This window comes from Rhodococcus sp. 2H158, from assembly GCF_053764755.1.
This window is the reverse complement of the sequence record NZ_JBSNCE010000017.1, coordinates 17454-32928: the sequence shown is the minus strand read 5'-3', so window position 1 is coordinate 32928 and position 15475 is coordinate 17454. Positions and strand designations below refer to the sequence as shown.

The 15475-nt window shown below is 70.7% G+C and carries 17 protein-coding genes, 2 tRNA genes and 1 other RNA gene; 3 read left to right on the top strand and 17 right to left on the bottom strand.

Annotated features, from left to right (window positions below):
- The first annotated feature begins 1 nt into the window (after position 1).
- Positions 2-787 carry an IclR family transcriptional regulator gene (locus ACWPOB_RS17710; RefSeq protein WP_100057538.1) on the top strand — a complete coding sequence of 262 codons (786 nt, stop codon included), beginning with the start codon at positions 2-4 and terminating at the stop codon, positions 785-787.
- On the top strand, positions 780-2279 hold the full coding sequence (locus ACWPOB_RS17705) for an AMP-dependent synthetase/ligase (protein ID WP_455401632.1): 1500 nt from the start codon (positions 780-782) through the stop codon (positions 2277-2279). The genes ACWPOB_RS17710 and ACWPOB_RS17705 overlap by 8 nt, the downstream gene beginning before the upstream one ends.
- Here the strand turns inward: ACWPOB_RS17705 and ACWPOB_RS17700 are convergent, their stop codons facing one another.
- From ACWPOB_RS17700 to prfB, 17 genes are all read right to left on the bottom strand, one after another.
- On the bottom strand, positions 2280-2696 hold the full coding sequence (locus ACWPOB_RS17700; protein ID WP_100057541.1) for a DUF7144 family membrane protein: 417 nt from the start codon (positions 2694-2696) through the stop codon (positions 2280-2282).
- A 363-nt stretch (positions 2697-3059) separates the two neighbouring features.
- Positions 3060-3132, bottom strand: a tRNA-Ala gene (locus ACWPOB_RS17695).
- Between the two features lie 77 nt (positions 3133-3209).
- A tRNA-Ala gene (locus ACWPOB_RS17690) sits at positions 3210-3285 on the bottom strand.
- Between the two features lie 140 nt (positions 3286-3425).
- Positions 3426-4172 (bottom strand): DsbA family protein, encoded by a 747-nt coding sequence (locus ACWPOB_RS17685; RefSeq protein WP_455401631.1) that lies wholly within the window; start codon positions 4170-4172, stop codon positions 3426-3428.
- Positions 4173-4209: 37 nt separating this feature from the next.
- Entirely contained in the window at positions 4210-4698 is a 489-nt protein-coding gene (locus ACWPOB_RS17680; protein ID WP_100058380.1) for a MauE/DoxX family redox-associated membrane protein, read from the bottom strand.
- Between the two features lie 26 nt (positions 4699-4724).
- Positions 4725-5933, bottom strand: a complete 1209-nt coding sequence (locus ACWPOB_RS17675) for an MFS transporter (protein WP_100058379.1) — start codon at positions 5931-5933, stop codon at positions 4725-4727.
- Between the two features lie 61 nt (positions 5934-5994).
- Positions 5995-7629, bottom strand: a complete 1635-nt coding sequence (gene pgm, locus ACWPOB_RS17670) for a phosphoglucomutase (alpha-D-glucose-1,6-bisphosphate-dependent) (protein WP_100058378.1) — start codon at positions 7627-7629, stop codon at positions 5995-5997.
- A gap of 78 nt (positions 7630-7707) precedes the next feature.
- Complete coding sequence (crcB, locus tag ACWPOB_RS17665; RefSeq protein ID WP_006940607.1) at positions 7708-8052, bottom strand: fluoride efflux transporter CrcB; 345 nt, start codon at positions 8050-8052, stop codon at positions 7708-7710.
- Positions 8049-8402, bottom strand: coding sequence for a fluoride efflux transporter FluC (locus ACWPOB_RS17660; RefSeq protein WP_455401630.1), 354 nt, complete (start codon positions 8400-8402; stop codon positions 8049-8051). The genes crcB and ACWPOB_RS17660 overlap by 4 nt, the downstream gene beginning before the upstream one ends.
- Positions 8403-8470: 68 nt before the next feature.
- Positions 8471-8839, bottom strand: a transfer-messenger RNA (tmRNA) gene (ssrA, locus tag ACWPOB_RS17655).
- A 101-nt stretch (positions 8840-8940) separates the two neighbouring features.
- A complete protein-coding gene (locus ACWPOB_RS17650) occupies positions 8941-9783 on the bottom strand; it encodes a DMT family transporter (RefSeq protein WP_100056742.1) in 843 nt (280 codons plus the stop codon).
- Between the two features lie 8 nt (positions 9784-9791).
- On the bottom strand, positions 9792-10265 hold the full coding sequence (gene smpB / locus ACWPOB_RS17645) for an SsrA-binding protein SmpB (RefSeq protein ID WP_006940611.1): 474 nt from the start codon (positions 10263-10265) through the stop codon (positions 9792-9794).
- Positions 10266-10358: 93 nt separating this feature from the next.
- Positions 10359-11264 carry a permease-like cell division protein FtsX gene (gene ftsX, locus ACWPOB_RS17640; protein ID WP_455401629.1) on the bottom strand — a complete coding sequence of 302 codons (906 nt, stop codon included), beginning with the start codon at positions 11262-11264 and terminating at the stop codon, positions 10359-10361.
- Positions 11265-11323: 59 nt separating this feature from the next.
- Positions 11324-12013 carry a cell division ATP-binding protein FtsE gene (gene ftsE / locus ACWPOB_RS17635; RefSeq protein ID WP_010594670.1) on the bottom strand — a complete coding sequence of 230 codons (690 nt, stop codon included), beginning with the start codon at positions 12011-12013 and terminating at the stop codon, positions 11324-11326.
- Positions 12014-12044: 31 nt separating this feature from the next.
- Positions 12045-12485, bottom strand: a complete 441-nt coding sequence (locus ACWPOB_RS17630) for a hypothetical protein (RefSeq protein WP_100056743.1) — start codon at positions 12483-12485, stop codon at positions 12045-12047.
- The gene (locus ACWPOB_RS17625; RefSeq protein ID WP_455401678.1) at positions 12482-13309 is read right to left on the bottom strand and encodes a mechanosensitive ion channel family protein; all 828 of its coding nucleotides are present in this window, start codon (positions 13307-13309) and stop codon (positions 12482-12484) included. The genes ACWPOB_RS17630 and ACWPOB_RS17625 overlap by 4 nt, the downstream gene beginning before the upstream one ends.
- A 78-nt stretch (positions 13310-13387) precedes the next feature.
- Positions 13388-14512: a peptide chain release factor 2 gene (gene prfB, locus ACWPOB_RS17620; RefSeq protein ID WP_100056748.1), complete on the bottom strand. Its 1125-nt coding sequence runs from the start codon at positions 14510-14512 to the stop codon at positions 13388-13390.
- An 80-nt stretch (positions 14513-14592) separates the two neighbouring features.
- Here prfB and hisN point away from each other — a divergent pair, with 80 nt between their 5' ends.
- Entirely contained in the window at positions 14593-15378 is a 786-nt protein-coding gene (gene hisN, locus ACWPOB_RS17615) for a histidinol-phosphatase (RefSeq protein WP_455401628.1), read from the top strand.
- Positions 15379-15475 lie beyond the last annotated feature (97 nt).

The following is a 15475-nucleotide window of genomic DNA, read 5'->3' as shown; positions in this document are numbered from 1 at the left end:
CGTGACCCCCACCGGCGCCGCCCGCCCGGCCACCGGTTCCGTCACGGTACGCGCGCTCACCCTCCTGGAGGCGTTCACACGCGAGCAACCCAACCTGACCCTGAGCGAGATTTCCCGGCGCACCGGCCTGCCGCTCACCACGGTGCACCGGCTCGCCGGGGATCTCACCGAATGGGGCGCGCTGGAACGCGACTCGTCCGGCCGCTTCAGCATCGGGCTCCGGCTGTGGCAGGTCGCGGCGCTCGCGCCGCGCGGCACGCTGCTGCGCGAGCTGGCGCTGCCCGTGATGGAGGACCTGTCGCAGATCACCCAGGAGAACGTGCAGCTCGGCGTGCGCGAGGGCACCGAGGTGGTGTTCGTCGAACGCCTGCGCGGCCAGCGGGCGGTGAAGACCCTCACCCGGGTCGGCAGCCCCTTTCCCATCCACGCGTCCGGCCTGGGACTCGTGCTGCTCGCGTTCGCACCGCGCTCCGTTCAGGAGGAGGTGCTGGCCCGGCCGCTGGAGCGGTTCACCGAACGCACCCTCACCTCCCCCGCCGAGCTGCGCCGGGTCCTGGCCGAGGTACGTCGCTCCGAGATCGCGGTGAGCGACCGGCAGGTGACGATGGAGGCGGTCTCCGTGGCCGCACCGATCTTCGAGCGGCCCGGCATCGCGATCGCGGCGCTGTCGATCGTCGCCGCCGCCGACACCGCGCAGATCACCGCACTGTCCCAACTGGTCCGCACCGCGGCCCGCGCGATCGGCCGCTCGCTGCGGCCCGGCGGATTGACAAGCAGCGATGAGTGAACCCGCCCGCACCGTGCCGCGGCTGCTGCTCGACCGGATGGCCCGCACGCCCCACGCGGAGGCGTTCCGGCACCCCAGCGGCGACGACTGGACGAGCGTGTCGTGGACCGAGGTGGGCAGCCGGGTCACCGCCCTGGCCGCCGGGTTGATCGGCCGTGGAATTCGCCCGGGCGCGCACGTCGCCGTCTGCGCCGCCACCAGCTACGCGTGGATCCTCGCCGACCTCGCGATCGTGTGCGCGGGGGCGGTCACCGTTCCGGTCTATCCCGCCACCCCGCCGGCGGAGGTGGCGGCGCTGCTCCGGCAGTCGGGCAGCGTGCTGACCTTCGCCGACCGGCCGCTGCCCACCGCGCCGGTGCTGCACCTGGACCGGCTCGGCGAACTCGAGGCCGAGGGCCGACGGCTCCTGGCCGCCGATCCCGGGGCGGTCGCGGCCCGCATCGCGGGCGTAACGCCCGACCACCTCGCCACCCTGATCTACACCTCCTCCGACGGCACCGCCAAGGGCGCCTGCCTGCCGCATGCCGCCGTCACCTATGAGGCCCGTGCCATGGCGCGCCTGGGCATGCTCACGCCCTCGGACCTGCAACTGCTGTGGCTGCCGCTCTCCCACGTCTTCGGACGCGCGCTGCTGTTCGTGGGCGTGCATCTGGGCGTGCCGACGATCGTCGACGGCCGTGCCGATCGGGTCGTGCAGCACCTCGGCGAGGTCCGGCCGACATTCCTCGGGTCCGTTCCCCACGTGCTGGGCAAGATCCGCGCCGGCGTGGAGTCCGGTGCCGCGGATCTGGGCCGGTTGCGGTTCGTGCTCTCCGGCTCGGCGCGGCTCGACCGTCCGCTGGCCGAGTGGTTCGAAGGGGCCGGCGTGCCGGCACTCGAGGGATACGGCCTCACCGAGACCGCGGGTCCGTGCTGCGTCAACCGCCCGGACAGCCGGCGCCTCGGTTCCGTGGGCCGGCCGCTGCCCGGCACGCAGGTGCGCATCGCCACCGACGGGGAACTGCTCGTCCGCAGCCCCGCCGTCATGACCGGTTACCACGACGACGCCGAGCGCACCGCGGCAGCCCTCGAACGCGACGGCTGGTTCCACACCGGCGATCGCGCCGTCGTCGACGACGACGGTTTCGTCACACTGCGCGGCCGCAAGAAGGAGGTGTTCAAGACCTCCACCGGCAAGTACGTCGCGCCGGTCGCCGTCGCACGCCGGTTCCGGGCCCTGTTGCCCGGCGCGGACCTCGTCGTGGTGGGCGAGCTCCGCCCCTACTGCGTAGGACTGGTGGTCCCCACCTCGGGCCGGGCGATCCCACCGGCCGAGGCCGCGGCCGCCGTCGACCGGCTCAATGCCGAGCTCGGCCGCTGGGAACGCATCCGCCGGTTCACCGTGCTGCCCGCACCGTTGCCGCCCACGGACGTCGACGCGCACGGACGTCCGCTGCGGGAGCGGGTGCTCGCGCGCTGCGCCGAGGTGGTGGAACGGCTGTACGAGGGTTGATCAGGGGCGGTAGCCCGGCTCGGTGCGGCCGGCGTCCCAGGTGCGATCGGCGTCCCAGGTGGACACCGCCCAGATCACCACCACGTCGATCGCGATGATCGCGATCGACCATCCCGGGTAGTAGGGCAACCACAGGAAGTTCGCGATGATCGACAGCGCCGCGATGACGATCGCGGCGACGCGCGCCCACGTGGCTCCCGTGACGAGAGCGAGACCGATCACGGCCACGAGTATGCCCAGGATCAGATGCACCCAGCCCCATGCCGAGACACTCCAGGAGAAGGTGTACTCCTGGCCGACCACGATGATGTCGTCCTTGGCGATCGCGGCGATACCCTGCAGAAACTGCAGGACGCCGACCGTTGCGAGCAGGATGCCGGCCGCGATCGACGTGCCCGCGGCGAAGCCCTGCTTCAGGCCGGACCCCGTTGCCGGACCGCTACCGTGGCGGACCGCGGCGGCGGGGCCGCCGGCCTCGTGGGCACCCCCACCGTGGCGCGCGGACGCACCCGCCGCTGCGGTGGAACCTGCACCGGCGGTGGCACCTGCGCCAGCCGTCGAACCTGCACCGGCCGTGGCACCGGCACCGGTTGGAGAACCCGGGGTAACACTCGAACCTTCGGACACGACAGCTCACCTCTCCCGTTTTCGAAGCGATCCATCACAGTGTGCGCCGCCGGACGAAAGCGTGAAGCAGGTTCCGAGGGTGAAAAATGTCGGCATTGCCCGGAGAAGGGGGCCGCCGCGGTGGGAGAAGGATCCGGAGAGTCCCGGAGGGAGTGGAGCTAAGGGGACTCGAACCCCTGACCCCCACACTGCCAGTGTGGTGCGCTACCAGCTGCGCCATAGCCCCGTGCAGAACAACCGGGCCACCCGCGGTGGCCTCTCACGACGAGAGGCGAGAGCATTCACTCTCGCCTCTCGCGGTGATGGTGGAGCTAAGGGGACTCGAACCCCTGACCCCCACACTGCCAGTGTGGTGCGCTACCAGCTGCGCCATAGCCCCGTACTCGGATCGTCACCCGGGATTTACTCCCCGGTGCGAGAAGAAAATTACACCATCGCCGTCGACGACAACAAATCGCCTGGTCAGTGGCGACGGTGCGGGCGACGGTGGTCGAACGGCCGACCACCGTCGCCGCCGCCTCAGCCGAGTTCGGCCACCCAGTTGTCGTTGCCGAGGGCGTCGATCACGGTGCCGTTGTGCACCACCGCGGGGGTGCCGGACGCGCCCGCCGCCGCGAGCGCCTGCCGTCCCGCCTCCGCGTCGACGGCGGCCTGCTCGACGCGCGCGCCGTCGGCGACGCACTGCGCCGCCTCGTCGGACGCCCCGGCGTCCCGCGCCATCTGTGCCAGCTCGGCGTTGGTGAGGTCGCTGTCGCTCCGCTCGGCGGGCTGATTCTCCGGCGAGAGCAACGCGCCGTGGAACGCAGAGAACGCCGTCGCGTCCCCGGTCTGCGCGACGCACTGGCCGGCCGCGACCGCGCGGGTCGAGTAGTCGCCGCTCGCGGAGAGCTGATCGAGGAACGCGAGCATGTGGTACCGCACGGCGACGTCGCCGGCGTCGACCGCCTGCGCGAGTTCCTGGCCGTGCTTGTGCTCGAGCTCGGCGCAGTACGGACACAGCGGATCCTCGAACAGGTCGATCGTGGTCGCGGCGTCGGGAAGACCGAGCACGATGACACCGTCGTCCTGCAGCTCCACCTGCACCGCGGCGTTCTGCACCGTCCCGTATCCCTCGTTGCGCGCCTTGCCCCGGTTCGCCTGCCACAACACTCCCCCGATGACCAGCACCGCGATGACCAGGACCGCGATACCGCCGAGGATGAAGGTGGACTTGCTCGACGTCGGCTCCGGCGTGTACTTGACCGGTTTGACCTTCTTCGCGCTCACGGAATCTGCCCTTCGCTGCTCGGGGATCGATGCGGGATCACTCTGCCATCACGGGCTGAGTGCGTGCTGAGAGCCTCGCCCGGGAGCCGGGACCGAGCGCGAACGGACTGCGAGGGAACACCGCCAACCACCCGGCCAAGGCGAGGAAGCCGAGGTCTCGTGCGATCTCCCCGGCGTAGTCCCAGCCGTTCACGTCCGCCGCCCCACCGCCGCCGAAGCACCCGCAGTCGATGGACAGGCCGCGGGCCCATACCGAGGCGATCACCGCGATCAAGGTCAGCAGCGCAGCCGCGCCCACGACCGCTGCGGCGCGCACCGCGAGTCCGATCAGCAGCAGCAGGCCGAGCACGAGTTCGAGGATCGGCAGACCGGCCGCAACGGGTCGCACGAGCGCCTCGGGCAACAACTGGTATGCGCGGACGGCCACCACGGTCTGCGACGGATCGGCGAACTTGATCCAGCCGGAGATCAGCCACACGGCAGCGAGACCGAGCCGGGCGATCAGGCTGGACAGGGGAATCCACACCCCTTCGACAGTACCGACGACGGGGGTCAGATCTCCGTGGCTTCGGTCACTGCGGGTTCCCGGGCGGGCCGCGGCGCCAGCGCCCAGGGCACGGCGACAAGCAGCATGACGGCGCCGGTCACGGCGAAGGCGGCCCCGTACGACACCTGCTGAGCCAGGATTCCGGCGGCGACCGGTCCGATCACCGCCCCCACGTCGGCGGTCATCTGGAAGGTCGCCAGCACCGGACCCCCGCGCGCCTTGCTGCCGACCACGTCGGCGACGGACGCCTGCTGGGCCGGATTCATCAGGCCGGACCCGACGCCGGCCAGCAGTGACGTCGCGAAGAACAGCGCGAGGTTCGTGGTGAGGCCCATCGCGATCGTGCTGGTCCCGCACACCACCAGCCCCAGCAGGACGAACGGGCGGCGGCCGAACCGGTCGGACAACCGCCCGGAGACCATCAGGACCAGGGCATTGCCCACGGCGAACACCGTCAGTGCGACCCCGGCGAGGCCGGCGTCGCGCCCGAGGACCTCCACGACGAACAGCGGCACCATCGCCACCCGCACGCCGAAGACGACCCAGCCGTTGGCGAAGTTCGACCCGAGCGCGGCCCGGTACACCGGCGACCGCAGAGCCTCCCGCAGCCGCATCACCGGCATGGCGCCGCCGGAGTCCGGCACGGCAAGCGCGGAGTGACGCAGACTCACGAACACGACCGCCGCGGCGACGAGCAGCGCCACCGCATAGATGAGAAACGGTGCCCGCAGCCCCAGCCCGACCAGGGCGCCCCCGACGAGGGGGCCACCGATGTTGCCGAGCAGGAAGCTCGTCGCGTACAGCCCCGACACCCGGCCCCGCGCGTTCGGCGGCGAGATGCGGATCAGCAGCCCGAGCGCCGAGACGGTGAACATGGTGGAGCCGATGCCGCCGAGCGCCCGGAACAGCAGCAGCTGCCAGTAGTCCGTCGCGAAGGCGCAGGCGCCGGTGGACAGCGCCACGATGAGCACACCGGCGGTGTACACCGGCCGCTCCCCCAGCCGCTGCACGAGGTTTCCGCTCGCAGGGGCGAACAGCAGGCGCATCGCCGCGAACGCCGAGATGACGACGGAGGCCGCGGTAACCCCCACGCCGAAGCTGCGCGCGAACTGCGGAAGCGCGGGTGCGACGAGACCGAAACCGAGGGCGATGACGAAGGCCGCGCTGACCAGGACCCAGATCTCCCGCGGCAGGGCGGCGTCGCGTGTTCGCATGATGGCCCGATGTTAGCGACGCGCACGACCGGGCGGGCGGGCGCGTCCCGCCGGTGCGGGCTCAGCCGAGGACGTGGGACACCAGGTCCCGCGCCGCGTCCTGGACGCGGGCGAGATGCTCCGGGCCGAGGAACGATTCGGCGTAGATCTTGTACACGTCCTCGGTGCCGGAGGGCCGGGCCGCGAACCACGCGTTCTCCGTCGTGACCTTCAGGCCCCCGAGCGCGGCACCGTTGCCCGGCGCGGCGGTGAGGGTCGCGGTGATCGGCTCGCCGGCGAGTTCGGTGGCGTCGACCTGGTCGGGCGAGAGCTTCGCCAGGACGGCCTTCTGCTCGCGCGTCGCGGGCGCGTCGACCCGGGCGTACGACGGGTCGCCGTAGCGCTCGGCGAGCTCGGCGTAGCGCCGGGAGGGGGTCGCGCCGGTCACGGCGGTGATCTCGGACGCGAGCAGGGCCAGCAGGATGCCGTCCTTGTCGGTGGTCCACACCGAGCCGTCACGCCGCAGGAACGACGCGCCGGCGCTCTCCTCCCCACCGAAGCCGAGGGTGCCGTCGAGCAGGCCGGGGACGAACCACTTGAATCCCACCGGCACCTCGAGCAGACCCCGGCCCAGGCCCGCGGCCACCCGGTCGATCATCGACGAGCTCACGAGGGTCTTGCCGACCTTCGCGTCGGCCGACCATCCGGACCGGTGCCGGTACAGGTAGTCGATGGCGACCGCGAGGTAGTGGTTCGGGTTCATCAGCCCCCCGTCGGGGGTGACGATGCCGTGCCGGTCGGCGTCGGCGTCGTTGCCGGTCGCCAGGTCGTAGCGGTCGCGGGCGCCGATCAGCGACGCCATCGCGTTGGGCGACGAGCAGTCCATCCGGATCCTGCCGTCGGTGTCGAGGGTCATGAACCGCCAGGTGGCGTCGACGAGCGGGTTGACGACGGTCAGGTCCAGCCGGTGCCGCTCGGCGATCTCGCCCCAGTAGTCGACGCTGGCACCGCCGAGCGGATCGGCGCCGACGCGCAACCCGGCGTCGCGGACGGCGTCGAGATCGACGACGTTCGGCAGGTCGTCGATGTAGGCGGCGAGGAAATCGTGCCGGCCGGCGTCGGCGAGCGCCCGGACGGCGGGCACCCGGCGTACCCCGTTCAGCCCCGCGGCGAGCAGTTCGTTGGCGCGCGCCGCGATCGCCGACGTCGCATCGGTGTCGGCGGGCCCGCCGTGCGGCGGGTTGTACTTGAAGCCACCGTCGCGGGGCGGATTGTGCGACGGGGTGACGACGATGCCGTCGGCGCGGGCACCGGATCCACCGGCGGCGTTGTGCCGCAGGATCGCGTGGCTCACGGCCGGGGTCGGCGTGTAGCGGTCGCGAGCGTCGATCACCACGTCGACGCCGTTGGCGGCGAGCACCTCGAGTGCGCTCGTCCACGCCGGCTCCGACAACGCGTGGGTGTCGCGGCCGAGGAACAGCGGGCCGGTGATCTGCTGCGCCGCCCGGTACTCGACGATCGCCTGGGTGGTGGCGAGGATGTGCTGCTCGTTGAAGGCGCCGTCGAGGCTGGAACCGCGGTGGCCGGAGGTGCCGAAGGCCACCTGCTGCAGCGGATCCTGCGGGTCCGGCGTCACCGTGTAGTACGCGGTGACCAGGTGCGCGAGGTCCTCCAGATCCTCGGCCGCCGCCGGTTGTCCCGCTCGTTCGTGCGCCATGTGACCTCCTCGTCCACCCGACCTTGCCCTGCTCATCTTGCCCGCCCGGCGTGCCCCGCGCGCGCCGATCGCCGTCGGTCAGGACGTGAGGGCATACCCGGCCCAGGCCGCGGCCGTGCCGGCGAGCACGCTCACCGCCGCATACACCGTCGCGGTGACCGGGCGGCGCACCCGGACGAGACCGACCGTCTCGACGGCGAACGTCGAGTAGGTGGTCAGGCCCCCGCAGAACCCCGTGCCGAGCAGCGCGAACGTCGACGGCGCGAGCGCGGCCCCGGACAGCACACCCAGCAGCAGGCAACCGAGGACGTTGACGGTCAGGGTCGCCACCGGGACGCTGCGGTAGGAGCGGACGTGCCGGCCGGCGAGATAGCGCAGGACCGCTCCGGCACCGCCGCCGAGGGCGACGAGCAGGACGGTCATCGGGCCGTCCGGTGCCGCCACGCCTCGCCGGCCGCCATGCCGGCGCGCGCCGCCGCGAGTGCCCCCACGAGCGTCACGGCCACATAGACGACGGCAGTCGCGGGGTGGCGGACCGCGTCGACGGCGAACGTGGAGAAGGTGGTGAAGCCGCCGAGCACACCGACGCCGAGGAACAGGCGCCACAGCCGGTCGGGACCGAGCATCGCTGCGACGACGCCGAGCAGCAGCGAACCGGCGACGTTGATCGCCGCGATCGTCCAGATGCCGGGGAATTGCACGGACAGCGCGTATCGGGTCACGGCACCCACCGCGCCGCCCGCGGCGACGACGGCCGTCGGCTTGTACTCCATGCCGGTAACCGTAGAGGTCCGGCATATGCGAAGGACCCCGGCCGGGTGGCCGGGGTCCTTCACGTTTCCGGTGGAGCTGCCGGGAATCGAACCCGGGTCCTCCGCCGCCTCGCCAGGGCTTCTCCGTGTGCAGTTCGCTATGTCTCTACTTGGATCTCCCGGTCCCGCGAACAAGCCGAGATGACGATCCCAGTCGCTGTTTGTTGTCCCGTCCGGCTCCGCGACCGAGCCGTACGGTGGAGCTCCCTAGTCGATGCCAGGATCCGGGGCGGGAGCGCACCCGGTCTGACAGAGACGCACTCGCTTAGGCAGCGAGGGCGTACTCGCGCTGAGTAGACTCGGCGCTTATTGGTTTGCAGCGACGCTCACGGTGGTCTCTTGCCTGCACCGACACGCTTCCCCTAGCTCAACGTACGCAGTCGAAACCGTTCAGCCCCGTACGTACCTGCGGCCTTCGCAGGACTACCCACTGTAACGCGCGGACCCCACTCCGTCATTCCCATTTCCGCCCTGATGCGAATGACGTGGCTCACAGCCCTCAGGCGGCTGCGGTGATCATGCCGACGGCGGTGAGGGCGAGCACCATTCCGGTCATCTGGCCGCGCCCGATGCGCTCGCCCAGCACGACCATCGCCAGCAGCACCGTCGCCGCCGGGTACAGCGCGCCGATGACGCTCACCAGCGACAGCATGCCGCCCTGGAAGGCGAACATCAGCGCACCGTTGGCGATCACGTCCAGCACCGCGACCGCGACGACGTGCGGATACACCCGGCTCGGCGGCCGGATCATCTGCCGCACCCCCAGGGCCACTGTCCACACGACGAGCGTCGCCGTGAGCCGGGACATGCCGAGGGGCCACAGGCCGGTGCCCTCGGGGACGCGGTGCAGCGCGACGAACATCAGCGCGAACGCGACTCCGGAGCCGACGGTCAGCCACGCCACGTTCGCGGTGAATCGGGGTTGCTCGTCCCCGGCGACGCCCTCCTTCGATTCGCGACTGACCAGCACGACGGCGACGAGGGCGATCGCGATGCCGGCGTAGGCGACCGGTCCGGGCCGCTCCCCTGTCGCGATCCCGACGAGCACCGGGATACCGGCCACGAGCACGGCGGTGAGCGGGGACACCACCGACATCGGGCCCGCAGCGAGCGCGAGATAGAACCACCAGATCGCGAGCCCGCCGGCGACACCGGCCGCCGCGCCCCAGCCGAGCGACTCGGGGGTGAGGTCGCCGCCCACGAGCGGCGCGACGGCGAGCACCAGCAGCAGCGACAGCGGGTACGAGACGATCACGAACCGCAGCGCCGCCACCCGGCGGGACGCGACCCCACCGAGGAAGTCGCTCACCCCGTAGCCGACCGCGGCCACCAGGGCGAGCACGATCGCCGTCAGCGCATGCCCTTCACCCGCCGGCCGAGCTCGCGGGTCACCTCGCGCTCGGCGGTGCGACGGGCCAGGTCCTGCCGCTTGTCGTAGTCCTGCTTGCCCTTGGCCAGCGCCAGTTCGACCTTCACCTTGCCGTCGGAGAAGTACATCGACAGCGGGACCAGGGTCTGGTTGCCCTCACGGGTCTTGCCGACGAGGTTGTCGATCTCCCGACGGTGCAGCAGCAGCTTGCGGGTGCGCCGGGGCGCGTGGTTGGTCCACGTGCCGTGCCCGTACTCGGGGATGTGCAGCCCGCGCAGCCACACCTCGCCGTCGTCGACGGTGGCGAACGCGTCGACGAGCGACGCCTTGCCCTCGCGCAGGCTCTTGACCTCGGTGCCCAGGAGCGCGACTCCGGCCTCGTACGTGTCGAGAATGGTGTAGTTGTGCCGCGCCTTGCGATTCGTGGCGATGACCTTGCGGCCCTTTTCCTTCACTTTCGGGCCCCTCCGGTCCTCGATGCGTCCGACAGATCTGTGTACAGCATAGGTAGCGGACGCAACGAGATATTCCCGCGCACCGACGCGCGGCTATTCACGCACGTACAGGCGCAGGGTGACGTAGGCGGTCAGGGCCGCCATGCCGACGCCCACCAGCACCAGGATCGGCGAGACCAGCAGCACGTCGCTGTTGGAAATGCGGGCGACGATGTTGGCCTCGTAGACCTCCGAGAGCACCTCGTCGACGAAGGCGCCCTTCGCGACGAACAACCCCGCGATCGCCAGCGCCGCGCCGATCACGGCCGCCACGACGGCCTCGAGCAGGAACGGCAGCTGGGTGTACCAGCGGGTGGCGCCGACCAGCCGCATGATGCCCACCTCGGTGCGGCGGGTGAACGCGGCGATCTGCACCATGTTCGCGATGAGCAGGATCGCGGCGACCGCCTGGACCGTGGCGATCGCGAATGCGGCGTTGCGGACGCCGCCCAGCACGCTGAACAGCCGCTCGACGAGGTCCTTCTGATTGAGCACGCTGTCGACGCCGGGACGGACGGCGAACTGGTCCTCGATCACCCCGAACCGGTCGGGGTCCGAGAGCTTGATCTTGAACGAGGCCGGGAAGCTCTCGGGGCTGACGAGCTCGGCGAGCTCCGGCTGGTCCTTGAAGACCCGCTCGGTCGCGTCGGCGACGGCGTCCTCGCGGTTGAGGTACTGCACCGACACCACCGCCGGGGTGTTCTCGAGGTCCGAGCGCAGGGTGCGGCAGATGTCCTGTTCGCAGTCGGGGTCGAGGGTCGAGATGTCGTCGGTGAGGAACACCTGCACCTCGACCCGGTCGAGGAAGATCTGCTGCGTCTTGTCGGCCATCTGCACGACGAGCAGACCCGCGCCGAACAGGCCGAGGGAGATCGCGGTGGTCAGGATCATCGCGACGGTCATGGTCAGGTTGCGGCGCAGGCCGGTGACGACCTCGCTCAGGATGAAGCTGGCACGCATGGAGTGTCGAAGTCCTTCGGTTGCCGGAGGGACGAGAGCGATGGGAACGGAAGGCGCGGTCAGCGGCCGACGCCGTAGACGCCGCGCGCCTCGTCGCGCACGACCCGACCGAGATCGAGCTCGACCACGCGGCGCCGCATGGAGTCGACGATGTGGTGGTCATGGGTGGCCATGAGCACGGTGGTGCCCGTGCGGTTGATGCGCTCGAGCAGCATCATGATGTCCTGGCTGGTGTCCGGGTCGAGATTGCCGGTCGGTTCGTCGGCCATGAGCACCAGGGGCCGGTTCACGAATGCGCGGGCGATCGCGACGCGCTGCTGTTCGCCGCCGGACAGCTCGGTGGGCAGGCGGTCGGCCTTGCCGGACAGGCCGACGAGGTCGAGCACCTCGGGCACGGTGCGAGCGATGACCGAGCGGGGCTTGCCGATCACCTCGAGCGCGAACGCGACGTTCTCGGCCACCGTCTTGCGCTGCAGCAGCCGGAAGTCCTGGAACACGCAGCCGAGGTTCTGCCGCAACCTGGGCACCCGGCGCGCCGACAGGCGGTTGACGTGGAAGTCCGCCACGTGGATGTCACCGGAGGTGGGCGTGTCGTCGCGCAGGAGCAGCCGCAGGAAGGTCGACTTTCCGGAACCGGACGGGCCGATGAGGAAGACGAACTCGCCCTTGTCGATCTCGACGCTCACCTTGTCGAGGGCGGGCCGGGTCGACGTCTTGTACGACTTGGACACATTCTCCAGGCGGATCACGCCGCCATGCTAGCCGTTATCGGACGGTGACCTAAGGAACCGACTCGCCGGTAGGTTCGGCGGGGGACGAATCGCCGAGGCCGGGAATCGGAATCTCGGGCAGCCGCAGGCCGGGCTGAGTCGTCGTAGTCGTCGGGGCCGGGGACTCGGGAACGGTGCGCGAACCCGCTCCGCCGGGCGTGGATCCGGTCCCGGTCGGCGCCGGCGTGGTCGTCGTCGGGGTCGGCTCCGTACTGGTGGGCGTGGGGCTCGGTTCGACCGTGGTGGGCTCCGGCACGTACGGCACGTACGGCGTCTCGCTGACGACCACCGCGCCCGGAGGCGCCGTCGCCGTGCCCTGTTCCTCCTCCGGGTTGAGGTACAGGTAGAGCACCCACAGCCCCAGCCACACCAGGCACAGAGTCAGGGTGGCGGTACGCAGCCGGCCGCCGAAGACGTGGTCCGGGATGTGGAACCTGCGACGCTCGCTCACCGCACCGCCTCGATCCCGTGGATCGGGGTGGACGTGTCGAGCTGCGGATGGACGGTCAGTCCCTGCCGGCGCAATGCGAGCGCGACCCGCACGCGCAGTTCCCGTCCCACCTGGAACTGCTTGCCGGGCAGGGTGCGCGCGACCATACGAACGCTGACCTGGTCGACCTCGAGGCTCTCGACGCCCATCACGGTGGGCTCGTCGAGCAGCAGTTCCTTCAGCTTCTCGTCCTCGAAGGCCTTGACGCCGACCTCGTGCAGGATGTCGTTGACCTCCGAGATGTCGGCGGTGACCGGGATCGGCACGTCGACGACCGCACGGGCCCAGTCCTTGGAGAGGTTGACGGCCTTGTTGATCTGCCCGTTGGGCACGGTGATGACCTCGCCGGCGGCGTTGCGCAGTTTGGTCACGCGCAGGGTGACGTCCTCGACCGTGCCGACGGCGTCGGCGGAGGCCCCGGTGACCGAGATCTGGACTGTGTCACCGAACCCGTACTGCCGTTCGGTGATGATGAAGAATCCCGCGAGAATGTCCTGGACGATGCGCTGGGCGCCGAAGCCGAGCGCCGCGCCGAGGACGGTCGCGGGGGCCACCAGGCTGCCGATGGGCAGCGCGAGGTAGTCGAACACCTTCAGGGTGGCGACGATGTAGACGAACGTGATGACCACCCAGGTGATCACCTGCGCCACCGAGTGCCGGTGTTTCGTCACCTCCGAGCGCACCAGCGCGTCGGACTGCTGATACGTCTCGTCGATGCGGCGGGTGATGCGGCCGCCGGTCCAGCTGACGAACCGCGCGACGAGCACAGCGCCGAGCACCGTCAGGGCGATCTGCAGACCGCTGGTCGACAGCCAGTCGAGGAGCCTGGTACCGGGAAACAGGGTGGATCCTCCGTAGCCGTGTTATTGGTTCTGCTTCTGGTTCTCGCGCATGCGCCACCGGATGCCCTCTTCGAGGAACCCGTCGATGTCGCCGTCGAGGACGGCGGCCGGGTTGTTCACCTCGTACTCGGTGCGCAGGTCCTTGACCATCTGGTACGGGTGCAGGACGTAGGAGCGCATCTGGTTGCCCCACGAGCTGCCGCCGTCGCCCTTGAGCGCGTCCATCTCCGCGCGCTCCTCCTGCCGCTTGCGTTCGAGCAGCTTGGCCTGCAGCACGCGCATGGCCGAGACCTTGTTCTGCAACTGCGACTTCTCGTTCTGGCAGGTGACGACGATGCCCGTGGGGATGTGGGTCAGGCGCACCGCGGAGTCGGTGGTGTTGACGGACTGCCCGCCCGGGCCGGACGAGCGGTACACGTCGACGCGGATGTCGTTCTCGTCGACGTCGATGTGGTCGGTGGTCTCGACGACCGGCAGCACCTCGACCTCGGCGAACGACGTCTGGCGGCGGCCCTGGTTGTCGAAGGGGCTGATCCGCACGAGCCGGTGGGTGCCCATCTCGACCGACAGGGTGCCGTACGTGTAGGGCGCCTTGATCGCGAAGGTCGCGGACTTGATGCCCGCCTCCTCCGCGTACGAGGTGTCGTACACCTCGACCGGGTAGCCGTGCTTGTCGGCCCACCGGATGTACATGCGCATGAGCATCTCGGCCCAGTCCGCCGCGTCGACGCCGCCGGCACCGGCGCGGATGTTGACCAGCGCGTCGCGCTGGTCGTACTCGCCGGAGAGGAGCGTGCGCACCTCCATCGCCTCGATGTCGGTGCGCAGGCCGGCACGCTCGGCGTCGGCGTCGGCCATGGCGGTGGCGCGGTCCTCACCCTCCTCGCCCTCGGCGAGTTCGTAGAGCACCGGCAGGTCGTCGAGCCGGGAGCGCAGCTCCTCGACGCGGCGCAGTTCGCCCTGGGCGTGCGAGAGCTGGCTGGTGACCTGCTGCGCGTGCTCCTGGTCGTTCCACAGCTCCGGGTCGGCGGCCTGGTGCTCGAGTTCGTCGATACGCCGGCGCAGCTCGTCCACGTCGAGAACCGCCTCGACGGTCTCGAGGGTGGTCGCCAGTTCGGCCAGGTCTGCGGAAACATCGGGATGCACGATTCCCAAGGTTACCGGGTGTGCGGCGGTGCCTCGCCACCGCTCGGGGCCGGGTGGGGCTCTCGGCTAGCGTCTGGGGCATGAGCACCGACCTCTCGGCCGATCTGGACCTCGCCCTGCGCCTCGCCGACGAGGCGGACGCCATCACGCGCACCCGGTTCGGCGCCCTCGACCTGACCGTCACCGACAAGCCGGACCTGACACCGGTGTCGGATGCCGATCTCGGGGTCGAACGCGCCGTGCGCGGCACCCTCGGCGCCGAGCGCGCGGGGGACGCGATCCTCGGCGAGGAGTTCGGCGGCGACGCGGTGTTCACCGGCCGGCAGTGGGTGGTCGATCCGATCGACGGGACGAAGAACTTCGTGCGCGGCGTGCCGGTGTGGGCCAGCCTGATCGCCCTGCTCGACGACGGCGTGCCCGTGGTGGGCGTGGTGAGCGCCCCGGCGCTGAACCGTCGCTGGTGGGCCGCGGCGGGGGCGGGCGCGTGGATGGCGTACGACGGCGCAGAGCCACGCCGCATCGCCGTCTCGCAGGTCACCGACCTGTCCGCGGCGTCGCTGAGCTTCTCGAGCCTGTCCGGCTGGCGAGATCGCGGTCGGCGCGACGAGTTCGTCGCGCTCACCGACGAGGTGTGGCGGGTGCGGGCCTACGGCGACTTCTATTCGTACTGCCTGCTTGCGGAGGGTGCGGTCGACATCGCACTGGAGCCCGAGGTGTCCCTGTGGGACCTGGCCGCGCTCGACGTGCTGGTCCGGGAGGCGGGGGGCCGGTTCACGAATCTGGACGGCGCGGCCGGCCCGCACGGCGGCAGCGCGGTAGCCACCAACGGGGCGCTGCACGAGGGCGTGCTCACGCGCCTGCGGTGACCCGCGCGGGTCGCGCCCCACCCCGAACTTACTCGATAGTAGACACCTACCTTACTCCGGAGTAAGGTAGTGGTGTCCGTCCCCACATCGAGAAACT